This window comes from Pseudomonas zhanjiangensis (assembly GCF_041027545.1).
Taxonomy (GTDB): Bacteria; Pseudomonadota; Gammaproteobacteria; order Pseudomonadales; family Pseudomonadaceae; genus Aquipseudomonas; species Aquipseudomonas zhanjiangensis.
The window spans coordinates 59,247-81,679 of the sequence record NZ_JBFTEG010000018.1; the positions used below are offsets into that span (position 1 = coordinate 59,247).

Annotated in this window: 23 protein-coding genes and 2 pseudogenes; 14 read left to right on the forward strand and 11 right to left on the reverse strand. The window is 65.0% G+C overall.

Annotated elements, in window-relative coordinates:
* Positions 1–209 precede the first annotated feature (209 nt).
* On the reverse strand, positions 210–785 hold the full coding sequence (locus tag AB5S05_RS18385; protein WP_369288996.1) for a hypothetical protein: 576 nt from the start codon (positions 783–785) through the stop codon (positions 210–212).
* A 104-nt stretch (positions 786–889) separates the two neighbouring features.
* Positions 890–2,443, reverse strand: coding sequence for a sigma-54-dependent transcriptional regulator (locus tag AB5S05_RS18390; protein WP_369288976.1), 1,554 nt, complete (start codon positions 2,441–2,443; stop codon positions 890–892).
* A 238-nt stretch (positions 2,444–2,681) separates the two neighbouring features.
* Between AB5S05_RS18390 and phhA the strand changes: the two genes are divergently transcribed.
* The 5 genes from phhA (at position 2,682) to AB5S05_RS18415 (ending at position 6,938) form a co-directional block, all read left to right on the forward strand.
* Entirely contained in the window at positions 2,682–3,485 is an 804-nt protein-coding gene (gene phhA, locus AB5S05_RS18395; RefSeq protein ID WP_369288997.1) for a phenylalanine 4-monooxygenase, read from the forward strand.
* A gap of 89 nt (positions 3,486–3,574) precedes the next feature.
* Complete coding sequence (locus AB5S05_RS18400; RefSeq protein ID WP_369288977.1) at positions 3,575–3,931, forward strand: 4a-hydroxytetrahydrobiopterin dehydratase; 357 nt, start codon at positions 3,575–3,577, stop codon at positions 3,929–3,931.
* Positions 3,928–5,127 (forward strand): amino acid aminotransferase, encoded by a 1,200-nt coding sequence (locus AB5S05_RS18405; protein ID WP_369288978.1) that lies wholly within the window; start codon positions 3,928–3,930, stop codon positions 5,125–5,127. Before AB5S05_RS18400 ends, AB5S05_RS18405 begins: the two co-directional genes overlap by 4 nt.
* 141 nt (positions 5,128–5,268) lie before the next feature.
* Positions 5,269–6,507 carry an ABC transporter substrate-binding protein gene (locus tag AB5S05_RS18410; RefSeq protein ID WP_369288979.1) on the forward strand — a complete coding sequence of 413 codons (1,239 nt, stop codon included), beginning with the start codon at positions 5,269–5,271 and terminating at the stop codon, positions 6,505–6,507.
* Between the two features lie 89 nt (positions 6,508–6,596).
* On the forward strand, positions 6,597–6,938 hold the full coding sequence (locus tag AB5S05_RS18415) for an FKBP-type peptidyl-prolyl cis-trans isomerase (RefSeq protein ID WP_369288980.1): 342 nt from the start codon (positions 6,597–6,599) through the stop codon (positions 6,936–6,938).
* Positions 6,939–6,992: 54 nt separating this feature from the next.
* Here AB5S05_RS18415 and AB5S05_RS18420 read toward each other — a convergent pair whose 3' ends face one another.
* The 7 genes from AB5S05_RS18420 to AB5S05_RS18450 form a co-directional block, all read right to left on the reverse strand.
* A complete protein-coding gene (locus tag AB5S05_RS18420) occupies positions 6,993–9,638 on the reverse strand; it encodes an EAL domain-containing protein (protein WP_369288981.1) in 2,646 nt (881 codons plus the stop codon).
* A 161-nt stretch (positions 9,639–9,799) separates the two neighbouring features.
* Positions 9,800–10,729 (reverse strand): quinoprotein relay system zinc metallohydrolase 1, encoded by a 930-nt coding sequence (locus tag AB5S05_RS18425; RefSeq protein ID WP_369288982.1) that lies wholly within the window; start codon positions 10,727–10,729, stop codon positions 9,800–9,802.
* 24 nt (positions 10,730–10,753) lie between these two features.
* A complete protein-coding gene (locus tag AB5S05_RS18430) occupies positions 10,754–11,071 on the reverse strand; it encodes an EthD family reductase (RefSeq protein WP_369288983.1) in 318 nt (105 codons plus the stop codon).
* 78 nt (positions 11,072–11,149) lie between these two features.
* Positions 11,150–11,899: a quinoprotein dehydrogenase-associated SoxYZ-like carrier gene (locus AB5S05_RS18435; RefSeq protein WP_369288998.1), complete on the reverse strand. Its 750-nt coding sequence runs from the start codon at positions 11,897–11,899 to the stop codon at positions 11,150–11,152.
* A 46-nt stretch (positions 11,900–11,945) separates the two neighbouring features.
* The gene (locus tag AB5S05_RS18440; RefSeq protein ID WP_369288984.1) at positions 11,946–12,848 is read right to left on the reverse strand and encodes a substrate-binding periplasmic protein; all 903 of its coding nucleotides are present in this window, start codon (positions 12,846–12,848) and stop codon (positions 11,946–11,948) included.
* Positions 12,849–12,853: 5 nt separating this feature from the next.
* Entirely contained in the window at positions 12,854–13,273 is a 420-nt protein-coding gene (gene pedF, locus AB5S05_RS18445; RefSeq protein WP_369288985.1) for a cytochrome c-550 PedF, read from the reverse strand.
* Positions 13,274–13,510: 237 nt separating this feature from the next.
* Positions 13,511–13,744 carry a hypothetical protein gene (locus AB5S05_RS18450; protein ID WP_369288986.1) on the reverse strand — a complete coding sequence of 78 codons (234 nt, stop codon included), beginning with the start codon at positions 13,742–13,744 and terminating at the stop codon, positions 13,511–13,513.
* A gap of 160 nt (positions 13,745–13,904) precedes the next feature.
* On the opposite strand from AB5S05_RS18450, the gene AB5S05_RS18455 reads away from it, so the two are divergent.
* The 6 genes from AB5S05_RS18455 to AB5S05_RS18480 all read left to right on the forward strand — a co-directional run bounded on the left by AB5S05_RS18455 (position 13,905) and on the right by AB5S05_RS18480 (position 19,208).
* Positions 13,905–15,095, forward strand: a complete 1,191-nt coding sequence (locus AB5S05_RS18455; protein ID WP_369288987.1) for an ABC transporter substrate-binding protein — start codon at positions 13,905–13,907, stop codon at positions 15,093–15,095.
* 123 nt (positions 15,096–15,218) lie between these two features.
* A complete protein-coding gene (locus tag AB5S05_RS18460; RefSeq protein ID WP_369288988.1) occupies positions 15,219–16,184 on the forward strand; it encodes a YVTN family beta-propeller repeat protein in 966 nt (321 codons plus the stop codon).
* Positions 16,181–16,906 carry an ABC transporter ATP-binding protein gene (locus AB5S05_RS18465; protein WP_369288989.1) on the forward strand — a complete coding sequence of 242 codons (726 nt, stop codon included), beginning with the start codon at positions 16,181–16,183 and terminating at the stop codon, positions 16,904–16,906. Before AB5S05_RS18460 ends, AB5S05_RS18465 begins: the two co-directional genes overlap by 4 nt.
* Positions 16,903–17,694: an ABC transporter permease gene (locus tag AB5S05_RS18470; protein WP_369288990.1), complete on the forward strand. Its 792-nt coding sequence runs from the start codon at positions 16,903–16,905 to the stop codon at positions 17,692–17,694. Before AB5S05_RS18465 ends, AB5S05_RS18470 begins: the two co-directional genes overlap by 4 nt.
* 232 nt (positions 17,695–17,926) lie before the next feature.
* On the forward strand, positions 17,927–18,481 hold the full coding sequence (locus AB5S05_RS18475; RefSeq protein WP_369288991.1) for a PQQ-dependent catabolism-associated CXXCW motif protein: 555 nt from the start codon (positions 17,927–17,929) through the stop codon (positions 18,479–18,481).
* Between the two features lie 61 nt (positions 18,482–18,542).
* Entirely contained in the window at positions 18,543–19,208 is a 666-nt protein-coding gene (locus tag AB5S05_RS18480) for a response regulator (RefSeq protein ID WP_369288992.1), read from the forward strand.
* A 117-nt stretch (positions 19,209–19,325) separates the two neighbouring features.
* Here AB5S05_RS18480 and AB5S05_RS18485 read toward each other — a convergent pair.
* Positions 19,326–19,496 (reverse strand): annotated as a pseudogene (locus tag AB5S05_RS18485) (IS110 family transposase); the annotation flags it as partial.
* A gap of 156 nt (positions 19,497–19,652) precedes the next feature.
* Here AB5S05_RS18485 and AB5S05_RS18490 point away from each other — a divergent pair.
* Positions 19,653–20,684 (forward strand): DUF2971 domain-containing protein, encoded by a 1,032-nt coding sequence (locus tag AB5S05_RS18490; protein ID WP_369288993.1) that lies wholly within the window; start codon positions 19,653–19,655, stop codon positions 20,682–20,684.
* 95 nt (positions 20,685–20,779) lie between these two features.
* Positions 20,780–21,181, forward strand: coding sequence for a cupin domain-containing protein (locus AB5S05_RS18495; RefSeq protein ID WP_369288994.1), 402 nt, complete (start codon positions 20,780–20,782; stop codon positions 21,179–21,181).
* Positions 21,182–21,253: 72 nt separating this feature from the next.
* Here the strand turns inward: AB5S05_RS18495 and AB5S05_RS18500 are convergent.
* Positions 21,254–21,403: pseudogene (locus tag AB5S05_RS18500) on the reverse strand (IS110 family transposase); the annotation flags it as partial.
* Positions 21,404–21,555: 152 nt separating this feature from the next.
* Here AB5S05_RS18500 and sseB point away from each other — a divergent pair.
* Positions 21,556–22,374, forward strand: a complete 819-nt coding sequence (gene sseB / locus AB5S05_RS18505) for an enhanced serine sensitivity protein SseB (RefSeq protein ID WP_369288995.1) — start codon at positions 21,556–21,558, stop codon at positions 22,372–22,374.
* Positions 22,375–22,433 lie beyond the last annotated feature (59 nt).

Genomic DNA, 22,433 nt, shown 5'->3' on the forward strand with positions numbered 1-22,433 from the left:
GGCGCGGCCCCGGAGTGTTGCCGGGTATTGCCGCAACCGCTCGCTCCGGCAGCGACCGCCCCCCTGCGGACAAAAAAAAGGCGGCCTGTAATGGCCGCCTTACCCAATCATTCCAGAGGGAATGGAGAAACGCTTGCACCCAAATCACGCAGGATCCGGACGGCAGCAGTGTCGCCTGCCTGGCAGCCGATTCGCCATTGCACCAAGGTCTAACAGGAATCCGCCGCGGCCCCGTCGCGTCGAGCCACGGCCAACGTGCGCACGACGACGCAGGCGGTGCTCGCCGCCAACGCCAGCAAGCCGGCGAACGCACCCATGATGTGCAGATAAGGCATGACGTGGTTCCACGGCCGGGCCACCCCCAGAAACGCCGCGAACAGCCAGGCACTCATCGACAACGCGCCCAGCAGTCCCAGACGCAGGCGGGCCGCATCGGGCAAGGCGACGAATGCCGCCTGATGCAGCAGCGGAAATCCAATGCGGTGCAGCAGCACCCCGTTCAGCGTCAGCAATACCACCACGCTGGCTTTGGCCCAGAGTTTCTGGTTGAGCAAATAATCCATACCGGCGTCGAGGTAGCCCTGGACCACCAGCGCCAAACCGGTGATCCAGAGGCCCAGCAGCGCCACGCTGACCACCCGCTGAACTTCGCCCAGTTGGGCCCGCCGAGGCTCGTCCAGGCGCTCCCTGCGCCAGCGCCAAAGTTTGTGGTCGGCCTGCAGCAGGGTACCGAGGGCGATGCAGGTGGCGAGCAGGTGACTGTAGACGAGCAGCGTTTTGAGCATGGGCTTGGCTTCTTGTTGTTTGGCCTGAAGCTCCCTGCTGCGGCGAAGTAGAAGACGAATGATACGGCTTCTCATTAACATCAGCAAGCACCCGACAGAACGCGCTATTCCTTGCCCAGTCCATGCTGGCGCAGCTTGTTGGCGACGGTGGTATGCGACACGCCCAGGCGCTTGCCCAGCTGGCGGCTGCTCGGATAGTCCTGGTACAGGCGCTCGAGCACCGCCTTCTCGAAACGACCAAGGATCTCGTCCAGGCCGCCTTCCAGGGAAAAATCGCCCAGCGGCTGCGGCGCACCGTAGTCCGGCAGGCGGATGTGCTCGGGCTTGACCCGGCCGCCCTCGCACAGCGACACGGCCTGGAACAGCACGTTCTCCAGCTGGCGCACGTTGCCCGGCCAGTGGTAGTGGCCGAGCTTGTCCAGCGCCTGGGGCGCCAGGGTCGGCAGCGGGCAGCCGATCTGCCGGCTGGCCGAGTCGAGGAAGTGCTCGACCAGCGGGCCGAGGCCGTCCAGGCATTCGCGCAGCGGCGGAATGTGCAGGCTGAGCACGTTGAGGCGGTGGTACAGGTCCTGGCGGAACTCGCCCCTGGCGCACAGCTCGGACAGGTCGACCTGGGTGGCGCAGATCACCCGCACGTCCAGGTAGACCTCCTCGTCGCTGCCGACCCGGCGGAAGCAGCCGTCCTGCAGGAAGCGCAGCAGCTTGGCCTGCAGGCGCGGGCTCATCTCGCCGACGCCGTCGAGGAACAGGGTGCCGCCGGCCGTCAGCTCGAGCAGGCCGAGCTTGCCCTCCGGCCGCGCGCCCTCGAAGGCGCCGGGGCCGTAACCGAACAGCTCGGTCTCGGCCATGGATTCGGGCAACCCGGCGCAGTTCAGCGCCATGAACGGCGATTGGCCGCGCGGGCTGGCCAGGTGGCAGGCGCGGGCCAGCAGCTCCTTGCCGGTGCCGGTCTCACCCTCGATCAGCAGCGGCGCGTCCAGCGGCGCCATGCGCCTGGCTTCGCGCACCACCGCGGCCATCACCTTGGAACTCTGGAAGATCGAATCGAAGCCGCGCAGCTCCTGCTTGCGCACATGGTAGATACGCTCCCCCACCCTATCCGCCCGGTGCAGGGTGAGCACCGCGCCGGCCAGGGCGTCGCTCTCGTCGTGCTCGGTCTGCAGCGGGGCGATGTCGGCGAGAAACACGTCACCCTTGACCTTGACCCGCAGGCCGTTGATCCGCGACTTGTTGGCCCGCACCAGTTCCGGCAGGTCGAAATCCTCGGCGTAGCGCGCCAGGGGAATGCCCGGCACCTCGTCGACCCGCACCCCGAGCAGCTGGGCAGCGGCGCGGTTGGCGGCGACGATCGAACCGCCCATGTCGATCGACAGCACCGGAAACTCCAGGGCGCCGAGCAGCGCGTTGAGCTCCAGGTGGCGGCGCTCGCTGGGCATCAGGCCGACGCGCTTGACGCCGAATACCCCCGGAATCGCCTCGAATTTGGCGCGCAGCGACTGGAACTGCAGGTTGATCAGGTTCGGGCAGTGCAGGTAGATGGCATTGCCCTGCTCGCCGCCGACCTCGCCGCGGGCGACGTTGATGCCGTACTCGACCAGCAGTTCGAGGATATCGCGCAGAATGCCGATCCGGTTCTGGCAGTGGACTTTGATACGCATGGCGGGCCCTGACGGCGGCTGATGGGACGGCTGGAGGGCGAACTATCGCCTGCCCCGCCTTATTTTTCGTCAAGAATATGTTACGGATCGACCGACCAGCAAGCCGGAATTCGGCCACACCCGCGCTCACGTAATCATTTCTTTACGAAATTTCGCCAGGCGCCATGGCCGATGCCCTTGCCATGGGCTGCAAAGGCGCACCATCCGCGCTATCCATAGTCCAATAAAACAACAAAGACTGCAGCGGGAGGCATCGATGAAATCCACGCAGTATGTGGCGCGCAAACCGGACGAAAGCGGCTTCATCCACTACACCGAGGGCGAGCACGCGGTATGGAATACCCTGATCAGCCGCCAGTTGAAGGTGATCGAGGGCCGCGCCTGCCAGGAATACCTGGACGGCATCGAGCAGCTCGGCTTGCCGCTCGAGCGCATTCCGCAACTCGATGAGGTCAACCGGGTGCTGGCCGCCACCACCGGCTGGCAGGTGGCCCGGGTGCCGGCGTTGATTCCGTTCCAGACCTTCTTCGAGCTGCTGGCCAGCCGGCAATTCCCGGTGGCCACCTTCATCCGCACCCCGGAGGAGCTCGACTACCTGCAGGAGCCGGACATCTTCCACGAGATCTTCGGCCATTGCCCGCTGCTGACCAACCCCTGGTTCGCCGAGTTCACTCACACCTACGGCAAGCTCGGCCTCAAGGCCAGCAAGGAAGAACGCGTGTACCTCGCCCGGCTGTACTGGATGACCATCGAGTTCGGCCTGGTCGACACCCCCGAGGGTCGGCGGATCTACGGCGGCGGCATCCTCTCCTCGCCGAAGGAGACCCTCTACAGCCTGTCCGGAGAACCCGAGCACCAGCCATTCTCGGCCCTGGAGGCGATGCGTACGCCCTACCGCATCGATATCCTGCAACCGCTGTACTTCGTTCTACCGGAGCTCAAGCGCCTGTTCGAACTGGCCCACGAGGACATCATGGCGGTCGTCCATCAGGCCATGCGCCTGGGCCTGCACGCGCCCAAGTTCCCGCCGAAGGCGGCCTGACCCGCGGCCCCGCAGCGACGGGCCGGGTAGCGCTTGGCGCCATCCGGCCTACCCTTCTTGCACCGCCCCCTATTTTCGAGGAGCCCATCATGACTGCACTGAACCAAGCCCACTGCGAGGCCTGCCGCGCCGACGCGCCCCTGGTGTCCGACGAGGAGCTGGCCGAACTGCTCAAGCAGATTCCGGACTGGAACATCGAGACCCGCGGCGACCACATGGAGCTGGAGAAGGTCTTCGCCTTCAAGAACTTCCGCCACGCGTTGGCCTTCACCAACGCCGTCGGCGCCGCCGCCGAGGAAGAAGGCCATCACCCGGCCCTGCTCACCGAATGGGGCAAGGTCACGGTGACCTGGTGGAGCCATGAAGCCCGCGGCCTGCACCGCAACGACTTCATCATGGCCGCACGCACCGACGAGCTGGCGAAGACCGCGGAGGGTCGCAAGTGAGCCACTTCGCCCAGGTCCGACGGGTTCCCGGCGACCCCATTCTCGGCCTGATGGAAGCCTTTCGCGCCGACCCCAGCCCGGCCAAGCTCGACCTGGGCGTGGGCGTGTACAAGGACGCCCAGGGCCTGACGCCGATTCCCCAGGCGGTCAAGCTGGCCGAGCAGGGTCTGCTCGACAGCGAGACCAGCAAGAGCTATGTCGGTGGCCACGGTGATCCATTGTTCACCGCGCGCCTGGCCGAGCTGGTGTTCGGCGCCGCCTCTCCGTTGCTGGGCGAACAGCGCGCCGCCGCCAGCCAGACCCCCGGCGGCACCGGCGCCCTGCGCCTGGCCGCCGACTTCATCGGCCACTGCCTGCCCGGCCGCGGTATCTGGCTGAGCGACCCGACCTGGCCGATCCACGAAACCCTGTTCGCCGAGGCCGGCCTGCGCGTCGGCCACTACCCCTATGTCGGCGCCGATAACCGCCTGGACGTCGAGGCGATGCTCGTCGCCCTTGGCCAACTGCCCCCCGGCGACGTGGTGCTGCTGCACGCCTGCTGCCACAACCCCACCGGCTTCGACCTGAGCCAGGACGACTGGCGCCGGGTGCTGGAGGTGGTCAAGGCGCGCGAGCTGCTGCCGTTGATCGACTTCGCCTACCAGGGCTTCGGCGACGGCCTGGAACAGGACGCCTGGGCCGTGCGCCTGTTCGCCGAGGCGCTGCCCGAGCTGCTGGTCACCAGTTCCTGCTCGAAGAACTTCGGCCTGTACCGCGAGCGCACCGGCGCCCTGCTGGTCTGCGCAGAAACCCCGGACAAGCTGCTGGACGTGCGCAGCCAGCTGGCCTCGATCGCCCGCAACCTCTGGTCGACGCCACCGGCCCATGGCGCCGCGGTGGTCGCGACCATCCTCGCCGACGACGCGCTCAGGATCCTCTGGCAGGACGAGCTGGAACGCATGCGCCTGCGCGTGGCCAGCCTGCGCCTGGGCCTGGTCGAGGCCCTGCAACCCTTCGGCCTGGCCGAGCGCTTCGCCCATATCGGCGTGCAGCGCGGCATGTTCTCCTACACCGGCCTGACGCCGCGCCAGGTGCAACGCCTGCGCGACGAGTTCAGCGTCTATCTGGTCGGCTCCGGCCGCGCCAACGTCGCCGGCCTCGACGCCGGCCGCCTGGACCAGCTGGCCCAGGCCATCGCCACAGTCTGCGCCGACTGAACGACGCCGCTCGCGGCCCCGGCGCGCCAGGGGGCCGCGAGTCGGCACCGACTTAAGTGCCGGGCCAATGGCCGGAAAAGAGCATATCCACAGCCCGCCTCACTGCTTACAAGGTGACACCCACGCTGAGGAGAAAACTCTATGGCTCGTGTCATCCTGCTCTGCTGCCTGTTGTGCAACTGCCTGGGGGCCAGCCTGCAGGCCGAATCGCTGAAAATCGGCCTGAACTACCCGCGTACCGGCAACTACAAGGACGAAGGCCTGGAACTACGCCGCGGCGCCCTGCTCGCCGTCGAGCAGATCAACCGCAGCGGCGGCGTGCTCGATCGACCGCTGGAGTTGCTCAGCGAGAACACCGCCTCGCGTGCCGAGCAGGCCCGCCGCAACGTCGAACGGTTCGCCAGCCAGGGCGCGCGCATGGTGTTCGGCGGTGCCACCAGCGAGGAAGCCATCGCCGCCGGCCAGCGCGCCCGCGAGCTGGGCCTGCTGTACTTCGCCACCCTCAGCTATGCCAACGAGGTCACCGGCGCCGCCGGCCAGCGCTATCTGTTCCGCGAATCCAACAGCGCCTGGATGAGTGCCCGGGTGCTCGGCGAATACCTGGCCATCCACCTGCCCGGCCGGCACTTTCACTACATCCTGATCGACGACGCCTGGGGCCGCAGCATGGAAAGCGCCCTGCGCCTGGCCACCCGCAGTACCGACCGCGCCCGGCATGGCCGCACCGCCCTGCCTCGCGGCCCGCTCAGCCGCGAACAATACCGCTCCGCCCTGGCCAAGGCCGCGGCCAGCGATGCCGACGTGCTGGTGCTGGTGCTGCTGGGCGAGAACCTGCAGCGCAGCATGCGCCTGGTGCACAACATGGGCCTGAAGCAGCGCATGCAGATCATCGTGCCCAACCTGAGCAAGAGCGTGGTGCAGCAGGCAGGGCCGCTGGTGATGGAAGGCGTGATCGGCACCGAGGCCTGGACCTGGGACCTGCCCCGGCAGGACAACAACCCTGCCGGTCTGCAGTTCGTCGAGCGCTATATCCGCGAATACCGGGAGTACCCCGGCAGCAGCAGTGCCTCGGCCTATTCGATCGTCATGCAATGGGCCGATGCCGTGCGGCGCAGCGGCAGCCTGGACAGCGAACGCCTGATCGGCGCGCTGGAAGACCACAGCTACAGCCTGCTCAAGGATCAGCAGCGCTGGCGCGGCTTCGACCACCAGAACGTGCAGAGCATCTATGCGGTACGCGTGCGCAGCCGTGACGAGGTGATGAACGATCCCTTCAAGCAGCACTATTTCGAGATCATCCACCGCATGGCCGGCGACCAGGCCGCGCCCAGCCTGGACGACTGGCAGCAGGAGCGCGGCGAAGCGCTGCACCTGCAGTGAGCCGCAGTTGGCCAAAGGCCCCCGCCAGTCCGTTAGAATTCCGGGAAAACCACGGCCGCCTGCGGCTGGCCATTCGACGAGAGCGTGCGATGAACACTGAACTGCAGGTCGAGGACATTCACCTGGGCGAGGGCAAGGAAGTCGTCAAGGGCGCCCTGATCACCACCCAGTACCGTGGCTGGCTGGAGGACGGCAGCGAGTTCGACTCCTCCTACTCGCGCGGCAAGCCGTTCCAGTGCGTGATCGGTACCCGGCGGGTGATTCGGGGCTGGGACCTGGGCCTGATGGGCATGCGCGTGGGCGGCAAGCGCAAGCTGTTCGTGCCGGCCCACCTGGGGTATGGCGAACGGCAGGTCGGCGAGAAGATCCCGCCGCACTCCAACCTGATCTTCGAGATCGAGCTGCTCGAAGTGCTGACCCGCGACGACTGAGCCGGCGCGCCAGCAACCGCTTGCCCCGGCCAAGCCGGGCAGCGGCGCAAGCGGCTAGAGCATTTCGGCCGGCACTTCGGCGGCCAGCGCCAGGCGCTCGAATTCGGCCAGCGGCAGCGGCCGACCGAACAGGTAGCCCTGGTAGTGGTTGCAACCCAGCCCCTGCAACGTCATGCGCTGAGCGTCGGTCTCCACCCCCTCGGCGATCACCTCCAGATCGAGGCTGTTGGCCAAGGCGCAGATGGCCCTGATGATCGCCAGGTTGCTGTCGTCTTCCGGCAGCTTGCGCACGAACGACTGGTCGATCTTCAACTGGTCCAGCGGCAGCTGCTGCAGATAGGCCATTGACGAGTAGCCGGTGCCGAAGTCATCGATCGAGAAGCGAATGCCATGGCGCTTGAGCGCCAGCATGCGGGCGCTGGCGCCTGGCAGGTCATCGAGCAACAGCGACTCGGTCAGCTCCAGCTTGAGCCGCCCCGGATCCGCGCCCGTTTCCTGCAGCAACTGCAACAGGCGCTCGACGAAATCCACCTGATAGAGCAGGCGCGCACTGATGTTCACCGCCAGGCTGAGCCGCGACATCGCCGGCTGCTGGCGCCAGGCCGCCAGCTGCTGGCAGGCGCCGCGCAGCATCTGGAAATCCAGCTGCTCGATCAGGCCGGCGCGCTCGGCCACCTCGATGAAGCTCACCGGCCCGAGCAGGCCGCGGCGCGGGTGCTGCCAGCGCACCAGCACCTCGGCCCCGAGCAAGCCGTGGACCTGGTCCACCTGTGGTTGCAGATAGCCGATGAACTCCCCGGCCTGCAGGCCGCTGCCGATCTCCTCCTCCAGGCGCAGGCGGGTACTGACCGCTTCCTGCATCGCCGGATCGAAGAAGCGCACCGCACACTTGCCGGCCGCCTTGGCTTCGTACATCGACAGGTCGGCGCGCATCATCAGCTCCTCGCTGCTGCAGGCGTCGTCGTTGAACAGCACCACACCGACGCTGGTGCTGCTGCGCAGCTCGACGGTGCCGACGAGATAGGGTGCGGACAGCGCCGCCAGCACCTTTTCGGCCACCTGCTCGGCCTGACTCGCCGCCTCCGACGCCTGGCTGTCGAGGCCCTCGAGCATGACCACGAACTCGTCGCCGCCCAGGCGCGCCACCGTGTCGCCGGCCCTGACCGCATTGCCCAGGCGCTCGGCGGCCAGGCACAGCAGCTTGTCGCCGGCCTGATGGCCGTAGAGGTCGTTGATGTTCTTGAAATTGTCCAGGTCGAGGAACATCAGCGCGGCAAAGCGACCGCTGCGCGCGCTGGTGACCACCGCATGCTGCAGGCGATCGAGCAACAGGCGCCGGTTGGGCAGCGCCGTCAGTGCATCGTAGAACGCCAGCTGCTTGATCCGGTCTTCCGCGGCCTTGCGCTCGGTGCTGTCGGTCAGCGAGGCGACATAGTTGATGAGTTGCCCCTGGGCATTGCGCACGCCGCTGATGGACAGCCACTCGGGGAATATCTCGCCGTTCTTGCGTCGGTTCCAGATCTCGCCCTGCCACTTGTCGGTCTCGATCAGACTGCGCCACATGTCCCGATAGAACTCGGGGCTCTGGCGTCCCGAACTGAGCATCTGGGTCTTGCGCCCCAGGACATCCTCGGGGCTGTAGCCGGTGATCGCGGTGAATGCCTTGTTGACCCTGAGGATGCGGCTGTCCGGATCGGTGATGATCATGCCCTGCTGGGACTCGAAGGCGGTAGCGGCGATGCGCAGCTCGCGCTCGGCGTTCTTGCGCTCGGTGATATCGCGAACCAGGAAGACCACGGCGCGCTTGCCATCGTAGAGGCCATCGAGGCGCTGCGAGCGCCCCTCGAGCAGCAGCGGCCCGTGCGGCCCCGGCATCGTGTATTCGACTTTCTGCGGCGTGCCACTGGTCAGGGTCTGGCGGATGAAGGCCTGCAGGCGCCCGGCCTCGGCCAGCGGCAGCACGTCGAACAGCGACTGGCCCACCTGCCGCGGGCACAGGGCATAGACGGGATTGTCCCTGGGGTAGACCACCTCCAGGTAGCGACCGTCCTGATCGAGCACCAGCAACAGATCCGGAATCGCCCCGGTGATGGCCCGGGTGCGCGCCTCGCTGACCTGCAGCGCCTGATCCGCTCGCTTGCGCTGCTCGATGTACTCGAGCATCGAACCGAGCAACACGGTGGCGATCGGCATCACCAGCAACATGGGCAGCGCCATCTCTGCCAGCAGAAATGGCAGCTGCTCGCGCGGCATCAGCAACAGCAGGAACACGCCGAGGCACTGCACCAGCAGGCCGAAAAGCCACAACGAAAAAGGCCGGATACTGGCCTTGCCGCGCAAGTAGAGCGAGCGATACCCCAGGCCCAGCAGCATGGTCAGGACGATCTCGACCACCCCGCCGGCTGCGCCGACTCCACCGAGCCAGAGCCGGCAAGCGCCGGCCAGCACGACGGCGATGGCACCGACCAGCGGGCCACCGAACAGCCCGGCCATGCTCAGCACCACGGTGCGCGCGTCATAGATGATCCCCGGCTGCACGGTAATTGCGGTCAGCATGCCGATGACGCAGGTGCCACCGAACAGCAGGCCCGAGACCAGCTGCGTGGTCAGCCGGCGCTTGCCCCAGAGGTGCGCATTGACCGCTTGCAGCCAGCACAAGGACAGCAGCAGAGCGGCGCCCTGGACGAGATTCAGCAACATGGTGGGAGTGATTCCTTCGCTTCGGTGCGGTCTGAGCGCGCGGACGCGGGTGCCGGGTGGCCGTAGGTGGCTATTGCATCATGTCTCGGCCACTGGCGGTAATTCTTCAACCGACCCATTAGTCGCATTGCGCGCAACCCGGGTCACCTCCTGGCGCCCGCTCAGCGCTCGACTCTCGACCACTGGTCACGCTCGTAGCGCGGATACAAGTGACTAACGCTGCGGATCAGCTCGTAACGGGTCAGGCTGATCGCGGCGAAGCGTGGGGGAATGGGCGCGCGGATCAACTCGTTCATCTCCGCGCCCCGCTCGGCGCCATGGCGCAGCAGCTCGTCCAGCCAGCCCAGGTAGTCGCGCATCTGCGCGAAGGGCGCGGCGTCGCTGGCCAGCGGGCCGTGACCGGGCACGATCTGCTTCCAGGGCAGCGCCTGCAGACGCTCGAGGTCGGCCAGCCAGGTGTCCAGGCCGGGCGTGCCGGGGGTGGTCAGGGCGCGCTGGTAGAACAGCAGGTCACCGGCGAACAGCACGCCGCTGGTCTCATCGAGGATCGCCAGGTCGGCGCCGCTATGGCCGCTCAGGGCGAGCAGGCGCAAGCGTCGCTTGCCCAACTGCAGCGCCCCCTCGTCGAGGGTCTCGCTCGGCAGCACCACCTCGGTGCCGCGCATCCAGTCGCCGACCAGGCGGTACATATTCTCCGCCATGGCCTCGCCCTGCTCGGCCAGCAAGTCACGGCTGCCGGCCAGTGCGGCGATCGGCACGTCGGCGAAGGCCTGGTTGCCCAGGGCATGGTCGGGGTGATGGTGGGTCAGCAGCACCCTGACTACCGGCTTGTCGGTGACCCTGGCGATGGCCCGGCGCAGCGCCTCGCCGTAGCGCTTCGACGGGCCGCTGTCGATCACCAGCACGCCCGCCTCGCCGACGATGAACCCGCTGTTGTGGATAGCGCCGCCGTTGTCCTGATCGAAGTTGGCCGTACTGCCCTCCGCCAGCCAGACGTCCTCGGCGATCTGCCGCGGCTGCAGGTCATAGTCGAAGTCGGCGCTCACGCCCAGCGAACAGAGCAAAGCGGCCCCTAATAGCATCCAGCGCATCGCCACCTCCTCGACCGGCCGGCGCTAGGGCGCCAGCCGGACCTCGCTGATCTGGATCATCGGCTGGCTGTCGGTGAAGTTCGACAGGTCGGCCATGATCCGCTCGGCATGGGGCGCGAAGCTGTGCTGGAAGCTCTCCACCGAGTCGAAATACAGGTGGCCCATGGCGACGAACGGCGCCGGGGTATTGGGCCCGGCGCTGCTCAGGCCCTGGTCCACGGCCACCGCCTTGCAGGCCTCGCCCAGGCACTTGCGCACGATGTCCATATGCTGGGTGCAGTAGTAGTGGAAGTCGAAATGCACGCCGGGGTTGTTGGGGTAGAGCACGCTGACCTTGATCATGGCGATTGTCCTTCTGCTGATGGGCCGGTTGCGGCAAGGCCGCTAATGGAGGATGGCGCAAAATCCGCCGCCCGGGTGCTAGAGCGCGGCCTCAAACTCGTTACCGTTGTTGTCACGCAGCCACAGTTCGCTCGGCCCCTCGCCCTTCAGCTCGAGGCTCAGGGTCGGGTTCTCGCTGACCGCCGGGAACAGCTCGAGCCGCGCCAGCACTGCGCCGCTGGGGTCGCGCAGCTCGGCCTGGTTGAGGAAGAACTCGGGAATGCCGCCGACCAGGCCGTTATCCATCGGATGTCTGATCTGCACCCGCAGGCGGCTGGCGTCGGCCAGGGGGAAGCGCCGGCCGAGCACCTCGCCCAGATGCTCCTCCCAGCCCGGCTGGGCGCGCACCACGCTGGGCGCGGTGCAGCCGCCACCGGCGGCGTCGACCTGGGCCGAGCCGACGTGCCAGAGACCGTCGCGGGTCAGTACCGCCGCGCGGATGGGCGTCGCCTGTTCGATGCGGATGCGCAGCGCCAGGCGCGGCAGCACCTGCTCGCCGGGCACGAAGTCGACAATACGCGGGATCGGGTTGAGCTCGGCCCAGACGAAGATCCGCTGCACCTGGCCGGCGAAGGCGCTGGCGTCGACCTGGATCGGCACCTGCCGAGCGTCCTCGGCGAATGGCGGCGCCAGCAGCCGCACCCGCTCGTCGAAGACGAAGGGCGCGCCGCCCAGCAGCTGCTGATGGTGATAGTCCCACATCACCGAGGTCAGCGGATCGCCCTCGGCGGCGCGGCTGTCCCAAGCCAGGAGCCATAGCGCCAGCACGCACAACGAACGCCAGTCCAGCGCCATCACCCACCTCCTGTCATGATCGGCCGCCGTACGCAGCGAGTTATTCGACGTCCTGGTACAGGCCGGGCAATTCGTACTGCAGGCCGTAGCGACCGTAGAGCGCCTTCAGCCGGCCGTCGAGGATCAGCTCCTCGAGCTGCTCCTCCAGGGCATAGGCCAGCTGGCGGTTGCTCTGGTGTACCGCCATGCCGATGTCCCAGACCTGCTTGCCGAGCTTGGGGTAGGCGTTCTGCGCCAGGGCCAGCCGGTCGTCGGCGGCCTGCCCGAGCTGCCAGTCGATCTCGCCGCGCAGGGCCATCACCGCATCCACCTCGCCGGCCTGCATGCCGGCGAAGGCCGCCTGGGGCGTGGGGAAGTGGTGCAACTGGCGGCTGAGCATGCCGTCGAACACCGAGGACAGGTAGAACGAGGGCACGCTGTCGACCTCGACACCGATAGGATGCTGCTGGAACACCGCGACGCTGGGCACCGCCTCGAGCCGGCGGCGGTCGTAGGCGACCTGCCAGCGCTCGCGCTGGTAGGGACCGAACATCACCACCAGGTCGTTGGCCAGCTCGCCAAACTCGTTGCTCATGTAGGCGAAGTCGCGGTCGTAGGGTACCCGCAGCATCACGTCGGCCAGCAGGTGCGGGCGCAGGTAGTGGCCGCGCCAGATATAGTCGCGCAGGTCGTCGTCGAGTTTCTCGCCGGGCGGCGCCCAGATCAGCTCGAGCCTCAGGCCCAGGCCCTCGGCCAGGGCCCGGGCCAGCTCGACATCGACGCCGCGCTCCTGACCGTTTTCCTGGAAGCTGTAGGGGGCAAAGTCCTGGTATACGGCCACCTTGAGTACGCCGGAGGCAGTGATGCTGTCGAAGTCGCGCACCGGCGCCTGGGCATGGGCCGGGATGGCCAGCAGGCACGACAGACTCAGCACGGCGCTCAGCCACAGGAGGATCCGGCGCATGGGTGCTACTCCTCGATATGCACGCTTTCCAGGTAGCTGCGCACCGCCCACAGCGCCTCCTGACTCAGGTAGTCGGCCATCTTCGGCATGTACACCCGTCCGTCGCGCACCGCGCCGTTGATTACCCGCTCCTTGAACCACTCGTCGCCCATGGCGCCGGTTTCCAGCAGGCGCAGGTCGGGGGCGATGCCGCCGGACTTGGCCTCCAGGCCGTGGCAGGCCGCGCAGTTCTGGTTGTAGGCTGAGGAGCCGATCTCGATCGCCCGCGGGTTGTCGCGGTAGGGGTTTTCTTCCAGCCATTCCTCGCCCAAAGGCTCCAGGCCTTGCGTGTTGACCGCTTGCGGAACCACGTTGCCATGGGCCCAGAGGCTGCCCGAGCAGGCCAACAGCAGCAGGGCGAAACCGGTTTTCTTTGTAGTTTTCATGTTCCAGACCTCATCAAATGCACGCAAGACAGTCCGATATGGAGCTTGGTTGAGCTCATCTTAGAAAGGCCTCGCGCCGCACCGAATGCTGCTTTGGTGGCTCGCGGTTAGTCCCTTGGTAGTAGGGCTTGCGACCCTGTCGCCGCCCCGGCTCGTCTGCAGCGGGCCGCGCAGGCGCGCAGCGCCATCGGCGGAAACCGGCTGGCGGGGATGAGGCGAGTGAACCGCGGGGCGGCGCTACAGGGCGTAACGCGCGGGGTCCCTGACGATGATCTTCAGCGCGAAGGGCCTGATGGTCTGGCGCGGATTGGCCGGCGCGAGCAAGGGATAGTCGCCGCCCCGCTCGCCCATTGCCAGATCGACCCGGACCAAGGAGCGCGCAGCCGGCCGCTCCTCGGCGGGACTGCGATCGAAGCCGACCAGGCTGGCGATCAACAACAGGGGCAATAACAGAAGCTTCAAGCGTTTCATGGTGGGTACCGTTTTCTTGTTATTGGAGGCGGTGCGCCAATCCTAGAGCGCCGCGCGCACCGCGGGTTTACTACCTTGGTAGCGCCTGCCTGGTACTTTCTGCATATTTCCCCCTACGACTGCAGTTCCTATGCTGGCAACACCTACCCGGGAGTTGACCATGCCCAGCCTCTGCCGTTCCCTGCTGCTCGCCGCCTTCGCCGTCCTCGGCCAGGCTACCCCGAGCCTGGCGGCCAGCCCGGCGGCCCCGCTGCAGGTGCGCATCGGCTACCTGGCCTATGTCCCGCAGACCGGCCCGCTGCTGTCCAACGTCATCCCCGAGCCGAGCGACGCCGGCCGCCGCGGCGCCGAGCTGGCGATCATCGACAGCAACAGCACCGGACGCTTCCTCCAGCACGGCTACAGCCTGGAAGTCGCCGAGCGCGACGACGGCGCCAGCCTGGTTGCCGCCGCCAGCCAGCTGCACGACCAGGGTGTACGCCTGTTCGTGGTCAATGCCCCCGCCGCCACCCTCAGGCAGCTCAGCGCCGAGCTAAGCGACAGCCTGCTGTTCAACGCCGGCAGCGCGGATGATGAGCTGCGCCGCAGTCAGTGCCTGGACAACGTGCTGCACACCCTGCCGAGCCGGGCCATGCTCGCCGACGCCCTGGCCCAGTTCCTCGCCGTGCGCCGCTGGAACCGCTGGCTGCTGGTCGGCGGCGCCAGCGCCGACGATGCGGCCTATGCCGCGGCCCTCAAGCGCGCGGCCAAGCGCTTCGGCCACACGCTGGTGGCCGAGAAGCCCTGGAGCTTCGACAACGACCAGCGCCGCAGCGCCCAGGCCGAGATGCCAGTGTTCACCCAGACCGCCGAGTACGACGTGGTGCTGGTGGCCGACGAGCGCGGCGACTTCGGCGAGTACCTGCCCTACCAGACCTGGTACCCGCGCCCGGTGGCCGGTACCCAGGGCCTGACCCCGACCGGCTGGCACAAGACCGTCGAGACCTTCGGCGCCGCCCAGTTGCAGAAGCGCTTCGAGGCCCTGGCCGGGCGCTGGATGAACGACCGCGACTACGCCGCCTGGATCGCCGTGCGCAGCATCGCCAGCGCGGTGACCCGACTGCGCCAGGCCGACGCCAGGGCGATCCACCGTCTGGCCCTGAGCGAGCAATTGCCGCTGGACGGTTTCAAGGGCCGCAAGCTGAGCTTCCGCCCGTGGAACGGCCAGCTGCGCCAACCCATTCCCCTGGTGCAGCCGCGCGCCCTGGTCAGCACCTCACCGCAGGACGGCTTCCTGCACCCCAATAACGAAATGGACAGCCTCGGCTACGACCGCCCGGAGGTGAGCTGTGACCTGGCGGCCAGCGAGTAGGCTGCGCCATGCGCACCGACCCTAGGGTGGATGGCCGCAGCCATCCACCAGCGGGCCGACCGATGCTGGACAAGCCTGCGGCACAGTCACCCCACCCCTGACAACAACAAGAGGATCGACGCCATGCGTATCGCCCCGTTCGCCCTGAGTATCGGCCTGGCCCTGGCCAGCGCCGCCGCACAGGCCGCCACCGCCTATGTGTCGAACGAGAAGGACGACAGCATCAGCGTGATCGACCTCGACCGCCTGGAAGTCACCGACACCCTCGAGGTCGGCATGCGCCCGCGCGGCCTGCTGCTGTCCAGCGACAACCGGCTGCTGTACATCTGCGCCAGCGACTCGGACCGGGTCCAGGTGATGGACCTGGCCACGCGCAAGATCGTCAAGGAACTGCCCTCCGGCGCCGACCCCGAGCAGTTCGCCCTGCACCCCAACGACCGCTGGCTGTACATCTCCAACGAGGACGACGCCCTGGTCACCGTGGTCGACAGCCAGACCGACCAGGTGCTCGGCCAGATCGACGTCGGCGTCGAGCCCGAGGGCATGGCGGTCAGCCCGGACGGCAAGTGGGCGGTCAACACCAGCGAGACCACCAACATGCTGCACTGGATCGACACCGCCACCCAGCAACTGGTGGACAACACCCTGGTCGACCAGCGCCCGCGCTTCGTCGAGTTCGACCGCGACGGCCAACGCCTGTGGGCCTCGGCGGAAATCGGCGGCACGGTCACCGTGCTCGACGTCGCCAGCCGCCAGGTACTCAAGACCCTGAGCTTCCAGATCAAGGGCGTGCACCCGGACAAGGTCCAGCCGGTCGGGGTCAAGCTCAGCGCCGACGGCAAGTACGCCTTCGTCGCCCTGGGCCCGGCCAACCACGTGGCGGTGGTCGATGCGCACAGCTACCGGATCCTCGACTACCTGCTGGTCGGCCGGCGCGTCTGGCACCTGGCCTTCACCCCGGATCAGAAACGCCTGCTGACCACCAACGGGGTCAGCGGCGACGTCTCGGTGATCGACGTCGACAGCCTCAAGGTCACCAAATCGATCAAGGTCGGCCGCTACCCCTGGGGCGTGGTGGTGACCCCATGAACGCCCTCGAGGTGCGCGACGTCGCCTTCGCCTATGGCCCGCGCCAAGCCCTGCAGGCGGTGGATTTCAGCGTCGCCCCCGGCAGCTTCGCCGCCCTGCTCGGGCCCAACGGCGCCGGCAAGTCGACCCTGATCGCCCTGCTCACCCGTCTCTACGACCTCCAGCAGGGCGACATCCGGGTACTCGGCAGCAGCCTGCGCCAGCAGCCGCGCCAGGCCTTGGCCCAGCTCGGCGTGGTGTTCCAGCAGAGCACCCTGGACCTGGACCTCAGCGTCGAGCAGAACCTGCGCTACCACGCCGCCCTGCACGGCCTGGCCCGGCGCGCGGCGCAGGCGCGGATCGACGAGGAGCTGGCCCGCCAGCAACTGGCCGAACGCCGACATGAAAAGCTGCGTGCGCTCAACGGCGGTCACCGCCGCCGAGTCGAGATCGCCCGCGCCCTGCTCCACCGGCCGCGCCTGCTGCTGCTCGACGAAGCCAGCGCCGGCCTCGACCCGGCCAGCCGCCTGGCCCTCAACCGGCATGTCCGCGCCCTGTGCCGTGCGGACGGGCTGACGGTGCTGTGGACCACCCACCTGCTCGACGAGGTGGAGCAGGACGACGACCTGCTGATCCTCAACCGCGGCCGCCTGGTCGCCCAGGGCCCGGCCCGCCGCCTCGGCGCCGGCGACGCAGACCTGGCCGCCACCTTCGCCCGCCTGACCGCGGAGGTCAGCCCATGAACGCCTACTGGAATTGCCTCACCGGCATCGTCCAGCGCGAATGGCTGCGCTTCGTGCTGCAGCGCTCGCGCTTCTTCAGCGCCCTGGTGCGGCCGCTGCTGTGGCTGCTGGTGTTCGCCGCCGGTTTTCGCGCCGCCTTAGGGATAGCCATCATCGCCCCCTACGATACCTACATCACCTACGAGACCTACATAGTGCCGGGGCTGGCCTGCATGATCCTGCTGTTCAACGGCATGCAGGGCTCGCTGTCGATGGTCTACGACCGCGAGATGGGCAGCATGCGCGTGCTGCTGACCAGCCCGCTGCCGCGCGCCTTCCTGCTCGCCAGCAAGCTGCTGGCGATCGCCCTGATCTCGCTGCTGCAGGTCTACGCCTTCCTCGCCATCGCCTGGCTGTACGGCGTGCAGCCGCCGCCCTTCGGCCTGCTCGCCGCCCTGCCGGCGCTGCTGCTGGTGGCACTGCTGCTCAGCGCCCTGGGCCTGCTGCTGTCCAACGGCATCCGCCAGCTGGAGAACTTCGCCGGGGTGATGAATTTCGTCATCTTCCCGCTGTTCTTCCTGTCCTCGGCGCTCTACCCGCTGTGGAAGATGCGCGAGGCCAGCGAATGGCTGTACTGGCTGTGCGCGCTCAACCCGTTCAGCCATGCGGTGGAGCTGGTGCGCTACGCCCTCTACCAGCGCCTCAACCTCGAGGCCCTGCTGGTCTGCCTGGGCCTGACCGCGCTGTTCGCGGTGCTCGCGGTACTCAGCTTCAACCCGCAGCACGCCGCCCTGCGCCGCAACAGCTAGGCGGCCCGCGATTGAAGCCGCTGCCCCTGCTGCCGTGGGAGCGGCTTCAGCCGCGATCCCTCAAGAGCACTTCGCCCGCTCCCGGCCCTCGCTTGGTCCCTGCGCCGCTACAGGACCACCAGCCGCCAGCGCTCTACTACTTTGGTACTGCTTTTGCTCTCCATCGTAGAATTTCCAAAGCAGGATCAATGCCTTGTAATACTCCCAATAAAAAGAACCGGGACCTGAGGCGATGAAGCACTTCCTGCCCTTGCGACTGCCCCTGCTGGGCGCCCTGCTCGGCCTGCTGCTGGCCGGCCAGGCCCTGGCCGAAACCGCGCTGTTCTCCGCCGACGGCTACCGCCTCGGCCAGTACCGCAGCCCGACACCGGCCACCGCCGAGCACACGCGCACCCTCGACACCGCCGCCCTGCAGCGGCTGCTGGCCGAGCGCCCGGACACCGCGCTGATCGATACCTACCGCCGCCAGTGGCTCAACGGCCTGTTCATCGAGGACGAGGTGCACGCCAACCTGCCCGGCAGCCTGTGGCTGGCCAATACCGGCGATGGCCAGCTCGACGCTCGCTGGCAGCGCTACTTCAGCCATCATCTGCGGCAGGCCAGTCACGGCGACAAGACCTGGCCACTGGTATTCTACTGCCGCTCGGACTGCTGGCTGAGCTGGAACGCGGTCAAGCGCGCCCACGCCCTGGGCTACCGCAACCTCTACTGGTACCGCGACGGCATCGACGCCTGGCAACAGGCCGGCCTGCCGCTGCGCCCGGCACAACCGGCGCCACTGCCCTGAGGCGCCAAACTTTTTAAATCGCTGTCGCCGCACCATAATGAAAACAATGAGGTGAAAGGCCATGTACAAGATTCTGATTGCCGACGACCACCCGCTGTTTCGCGAAGCCATCCACAACGTCATCAGCGACGGCTTCCCCGGCAGCGAAATCATGGAAACCGCCGACCTGGACAGCGCCCTGGCGTTGACCCTGGAACACGACGACCTCGACCTGATCCTGCTCGACCTCAACATGCCCGGCATGCACGGCCTCAGTGGCCTGATGCAGCTGCGCAACGAGGCGCCGACCATCCCGGTGGTGATTGTCTCCGCCGAGCAGGACAAGCAGGTGGTGCTGCAGGCCATCACCTACGGCGCGGTCGGCTTCATCACCAAGTCCTCGCCGCGCGCGCAGATGACCGATGCCATCGCGCAGATCCTCGAGGGCAACGTCTACCTGCCGCCCGACATCATCCGCAGCCAGGGCAACAGCTCGCGGCGCAGCCACCCGGAGAACCCGAGCCTCTCCGCCGAACTGCTCAACGCCCTGACCCGCAAGCAGTTGCTGGTACTGGAGCGCATGACCAAGGGCGAATCCAACAAGCAGATCGCCTACAGCCTGGACATCGCCGAAACCACGGTCAAAGCCCACGTCTCGGCCATCCTGCGCAAGCTCAATGTGCACAACCGGGTACAGGCCATCCTCTCGGCCAGCGATATCGACTTCGCCGCCTACCTGCGCCGCTGATCAGGCCGCAGCCCACTCGCCATACGGGCAAGGTGCGGACGCCTGCAGCCTGAAATGCCCCGCCCGCCCAAGGCTGCACTCGCGACGTCTTCCAGGCCTCGCGCAGCTTGTGCGAGGCGCCTTGCCGCAGGCTTGCATCAGCCACTCGACCGGCTCGGCCTGCTCCTGTATATATCGCCGGAACACCTCACGACTCAGCCGCCTGCGCTGACTCACCGCGCCGGCAAGGACACTCTCGGCAACTGGGTAAACGGACTTGGCCGGATCAACTGCAATACGCCTGTGCATAGCGACTCTCCCAGCGATCACCCGAACGGCTCGGTATCGGCAAGTGTGGTGCAAGGAGAGTCCATTACAGCATTCAAACCGTTCGCTTCGCTCACTGGGACGGGCTAAATCCCGCCCATTAGCCAAACGTTACACATAAAGCGAGAACCCAAGCACGTGAGAGTCTTTAAATATAGGGGTGGGGATGAAAGTATATTTATTAGAGACCTGAAGTCGCTAGAAAAAGACACTTTTTGGTCTCCAACCATTAATAGATTGAATGATCCGTGCGAAGGATTGGTTTTTCACGAAGACCTCCTATCCCAAATTGATTTGACTGCTGGGCTTTTCGGGAAAGGCAGCAAAGAAGTGGCGAACTCTGCAGAAGCTGTTAAGCAGTCACTAAGGGAACTTATCGAGAAAAAAGATTCAGCAGGGATTTATTCCCTTAGTAAAAGTTGTACAGACGAGTTGCTATGGGCTCACTATGCAAACAGCCATGAGGGTTTTTGCATTGAGTATGAATTAGATACATTGGTTTATTTTGGTCGTAACGATTATCACACTTTTGACGTCAAGTACAGCAACCATCCGCCTAGCCTTCACATAAATGACATGTTCAAAATTAATGACAAAGTCAGTTTCATCCAGAAGCTTATTGGCATCAAGTCGGAAAGATGGGCTTATGAGAAAGAAGTTAGAGTTGTTACGTCGGCAGCAGGCCTTCAACACTATGATTACAGAGCTGTAAAAGCAATATACTTCGGACTCCGAATGCCTGAAGAAAGAAAAAAAGAAGTAATGAAGAGGCTTTGCGGTAGAGATATTAAATACTATCAGATCCATTTAAAAAGCAATTCATATAAGTTCAGTGCCGAAGCTATTGATGACCAATACCCAACAGATACGAAATATTTGTATTCTATTGCTCCTATAGCTGAATATGCGGTTGACCCAAGCACATTAAATGAAAAATGGTCTGAATTTTCTCCCTACCTAGATAAAATGGCAGAGATTGTACGGCGGGAGCCATATTGTAATGAAGTTCAAATAGTTGAGGTAAGCCACGATAAAAGCAAGCCTGGAAAACCGGTATTTTTTGGTCAATATCAGAGATCAAAATATAGGTATGAGAATATGTATCTTACGCCGGATCAAATCGATGAAAGGTATTCAAGAATTACAGACCTAGGGCAAGAAAATGTGTAACAAAGCGCTGCTAGGGACAAACCTACGCTGTGCTTCGGTTTGCCCCAAAGTGCGGCGTTAGGCGGCACCCAAACCACACCGAGGAGTACGCGGCAATGAATACATCGGAACCTGCGGTCCGGAGCGTTCGCCCCAGCACTGAAGTCGACACGCTACAGCGTCTGCCGTACTTCGTCGGCATCTCGGGCCAGACGGTGAACGCGACCGGCTTGTCCATGCATCTGGTGGTCATACCGCCTGGCGCTCGCTCTGAGCCACATATTCACCTCGGGTACGAGACTGGCATCTACGTGCTGCAAGGACGCGTGCTTACGCGCTGGGGTTCCGCGCTGCAGAACGAAGTGGTCAGCGAAGCGGGCGAGTTTCTCTTCATCCCGGCTGGTGTTCCACATGAGGCCATCAACCTGAGCGACACGGAAGCCGCCCGCGCCGTCGTGGCCCGCAACGATCCTGCCGAACAAGACAAGGTACAACCCTTTGTCCGCCCGCAGCCTTAGTCGCCAGTGCCCGCCTGCCCAGTAGCTCAAGGCGAGCTTACTCGAAAGTGTCCGTGCTAATAGGGTAGAACCCATCAGCCACTCGACCGGCTCGGCCTGCTCCTGTATATATCGGCGAAACGCCTCACGACTCAGCCGCCTGTGCTGACTCACCGCGCCGGCACGGACACTCTCGGCAACTTGGTAAACGGACTTGGCCAGATCAACTGCACTGCGTTTCATCAGCGCTCTCCCAGCGAACAGTCAACACCGTTATCGGTATAGAACCGCGGTGCGGGGAGCGTCCATTACAGCCTTCAAACCGTTCGCTTCGCTCATTCGGGACGGGCTAAAGCCCGCCCTTTAGCCAAACGTTATGTCTTATGGAGTTACCGATGGATGTCATGGATGTCATGGATGTTCAGCAAGAAAATACACTCGAAAAAAGTCTAAGGTTGGCCGCAAACGAACCAGCACATAGACCTGAGTTTTTTCGAACTCTCCTGAATTCGACTGTTTACGTCCTTGGCACCGCTGGCGCAGAAGAAGGCACAGTCAATCTTGAGGCCGGAAGTAAAATCAGAATTTTACATTGGGAAAAACAAGACGGCACTCCTGCTATCCCATTTTTCTCTTCGTTAGAAATTCTACAACAATCAATAGACGCCGAGCAGTCCTATTTAGAGCTTCCAGCCAAGTCCTTGCTTGAAATGACGCTAGGCACTAATCTTTTTTTGAACCCGAAATCCCCATATGGGAAAGAGTTTACTCCAGAGGAAGTTCAGCATCTGTTGTCTGAGGGCATTGGCCGAAAAGCAATACAACGTACAGTCCCAAAAGAGACAAAAGTCCTGCTTGGGCAGCCGGAAAAATATCCGTCAGAGATGGTGGATTCACTGACGCAATTACTAGCCAAACATCACAACGTGAAGCGCGCGTTTCTTGCGCTAATGCACGACGCGTCGGTCGATGAAAAACCACACTTGGTCGTCGGCATCGAGGCTGATGGAGATATTGAGTTGGTATTGCGCGAAGCTGGCAATGTTGCAGGGGATACTGCACCTGATGACGAGCCAGTTGACCTATGCCTCGTCTCTGAAGGCGAAGCGGGTCTAAGTAATTATTTCCTTACCCAAACGAAGCCCTTCTGTAGTGGTCTACTGATCCCGGACACCGATTTAGGCGAAAATCCTCGCCGTGAGAGAGGTGTCTGATGAGCAAACAACGACGTACGTTTTCCGCCGAGTTCAAACGCGAGGCAGCCGCCTTGGTG

Excerpts from the sequence above, each read along its gene's own strand:
- AB5S05_RS18385 (WP_369288996.1), bottom strand. The coding sequence starts at position 785 with ATGCTCAAAACGCTGCTCGTCTACAGTCACCTGCTCGCCACCTGCATC.
- AB5S05_RS18390 (WP_369288976.1), bottom strand. The coding sequence starts at position 2,443 with ATGCGTATCAAAGTCCACTGCCAGAACCGGATCGGCATTCTGCGCGAT.
- AB5S05_RS18400 (WP_369288977.1), top strand. The coding sequence starts at position 3,575 with ATGACTGCACTGAACCAAGCCCACTGCGAGGCCTGCCGCGCCGACGCG.
- AB5S05_RS18410 (WP_369288979.1), top strand. The coding sequence starts at position 5,269 with ATGGCTCGTGTCATCCTGCTCTGCTGCCTGTTGTGCAACTGCCTGGGG.
- AB5S05_RS18415 (WP_369288980.1), top strand. The coding sequence starts at position 6,597 with ATGAACACTGAACTGCAGGTCGAGGACATTCACCTGGGCGAGGGCAAG.
- AB5S05_RS18420 (WP_369288981.1), bottom strand. The coding sequence starts at position 9,638 with ATGTTGCTGAATCTCGTCCAGGGCGCCGCTCTGCTGCTGTCCTTGTGC.
- AB5S05_RS18425 (WP_369288982.1), bottom strand. The coding sequence starts at position 10,729 with ATGCGCTGGATGCTATTAGGGGCCGCTTTGCTCTGTTCGCTGGGCGTG.
- AB5S05_RS18430 (WP_369288983.1), bottom strand. The coding sequence starts at position 11,071 with ATGATCAAGGTCAGCGTGCTCTACCCCAACAACCCCGGCGTGCATTTC.
- AB5S05_RS18440 (WP_369288984.1), bottom strand. The coding sequence starts at position 12,848 with ATGCGCCGGATCCTCCTGTGGCTGAGCGCCGTGCTGAGTCTGTCGTGC.
- pedF (WP_369288985.1), bottom strand. The coding sequence starts at position 13,273 with ATGAAAACTACAAAGAAAACCGGTTTCGCCCTGCTGCTGTTGGCCTGC.
- AB5S05_RS18450 (WP_369288986.1), bottom strand. The coding sequence starts at position 13,744 with ATGAAACGCTTGAAGCTTCTGTTATTGCCCCTGTTGTTGATCGCCAGC.
- AB5S05_RS18455 (WP_369288987.1), top strand. The coding sequence starts at position 13,905 with ATGCCCAGCCTCTGCCGTTCCCTGCTGCTCGCCGCCTTCGCCGTCCTC.
- AB5S05_RS18460 (WP_369288988.1), top strand. The coding sequence starts at position 15,219 with ATGCGTATCGCCCCGTTCGCCCTGAGTATCGGCCTGGCCCTGGCCAGC.
- AB5S05_RS18465 (WP_369288989.1), top strand. The coding sequence starts at position 16,181 with ATGAACGCCCTCGAGGTGCGCGACGTCGCCTTCGCCTATGGCCCGCGC.
- AB5S05_RS18470 (WP_369288990.1), top strand. The coding sequence starts at position 16,903 with ATGAACGCCTACTGGAATTGCCTCACCGGCATCGTCCAGCGCGAATGG.
- AB5S05_RS18475 (WP_369288991.1), top strand. The coding sequence starts at position 17,927 with ATGAAGCACTTCCTGCCCTTGCGACTGCCCCTGCTGGGCGCCCTGCTC.
- AB5S05_RS18480 (WP_369288992.1), top strand. The coding sequence starts at position 18,543 with ATGTACAAGATTCTGATTGCCGACGACCACCCGCTGTTTCGCGAAGCC.
- AB5S05_RS18495 (WP_369288994.1), top strand. The coding sequence starts at position 20,780 with ATGAATACATCGGAACCTGCGGTCCGGAGCGTTCGCCCCAGCACTGAA.
- sseB (WP_369288995.1), top strand. The coding sequence starts at position 21,556 with ATGGATGTCATGGATGTCATGGATGTTCAGCAAGAAAATACACTCGAA.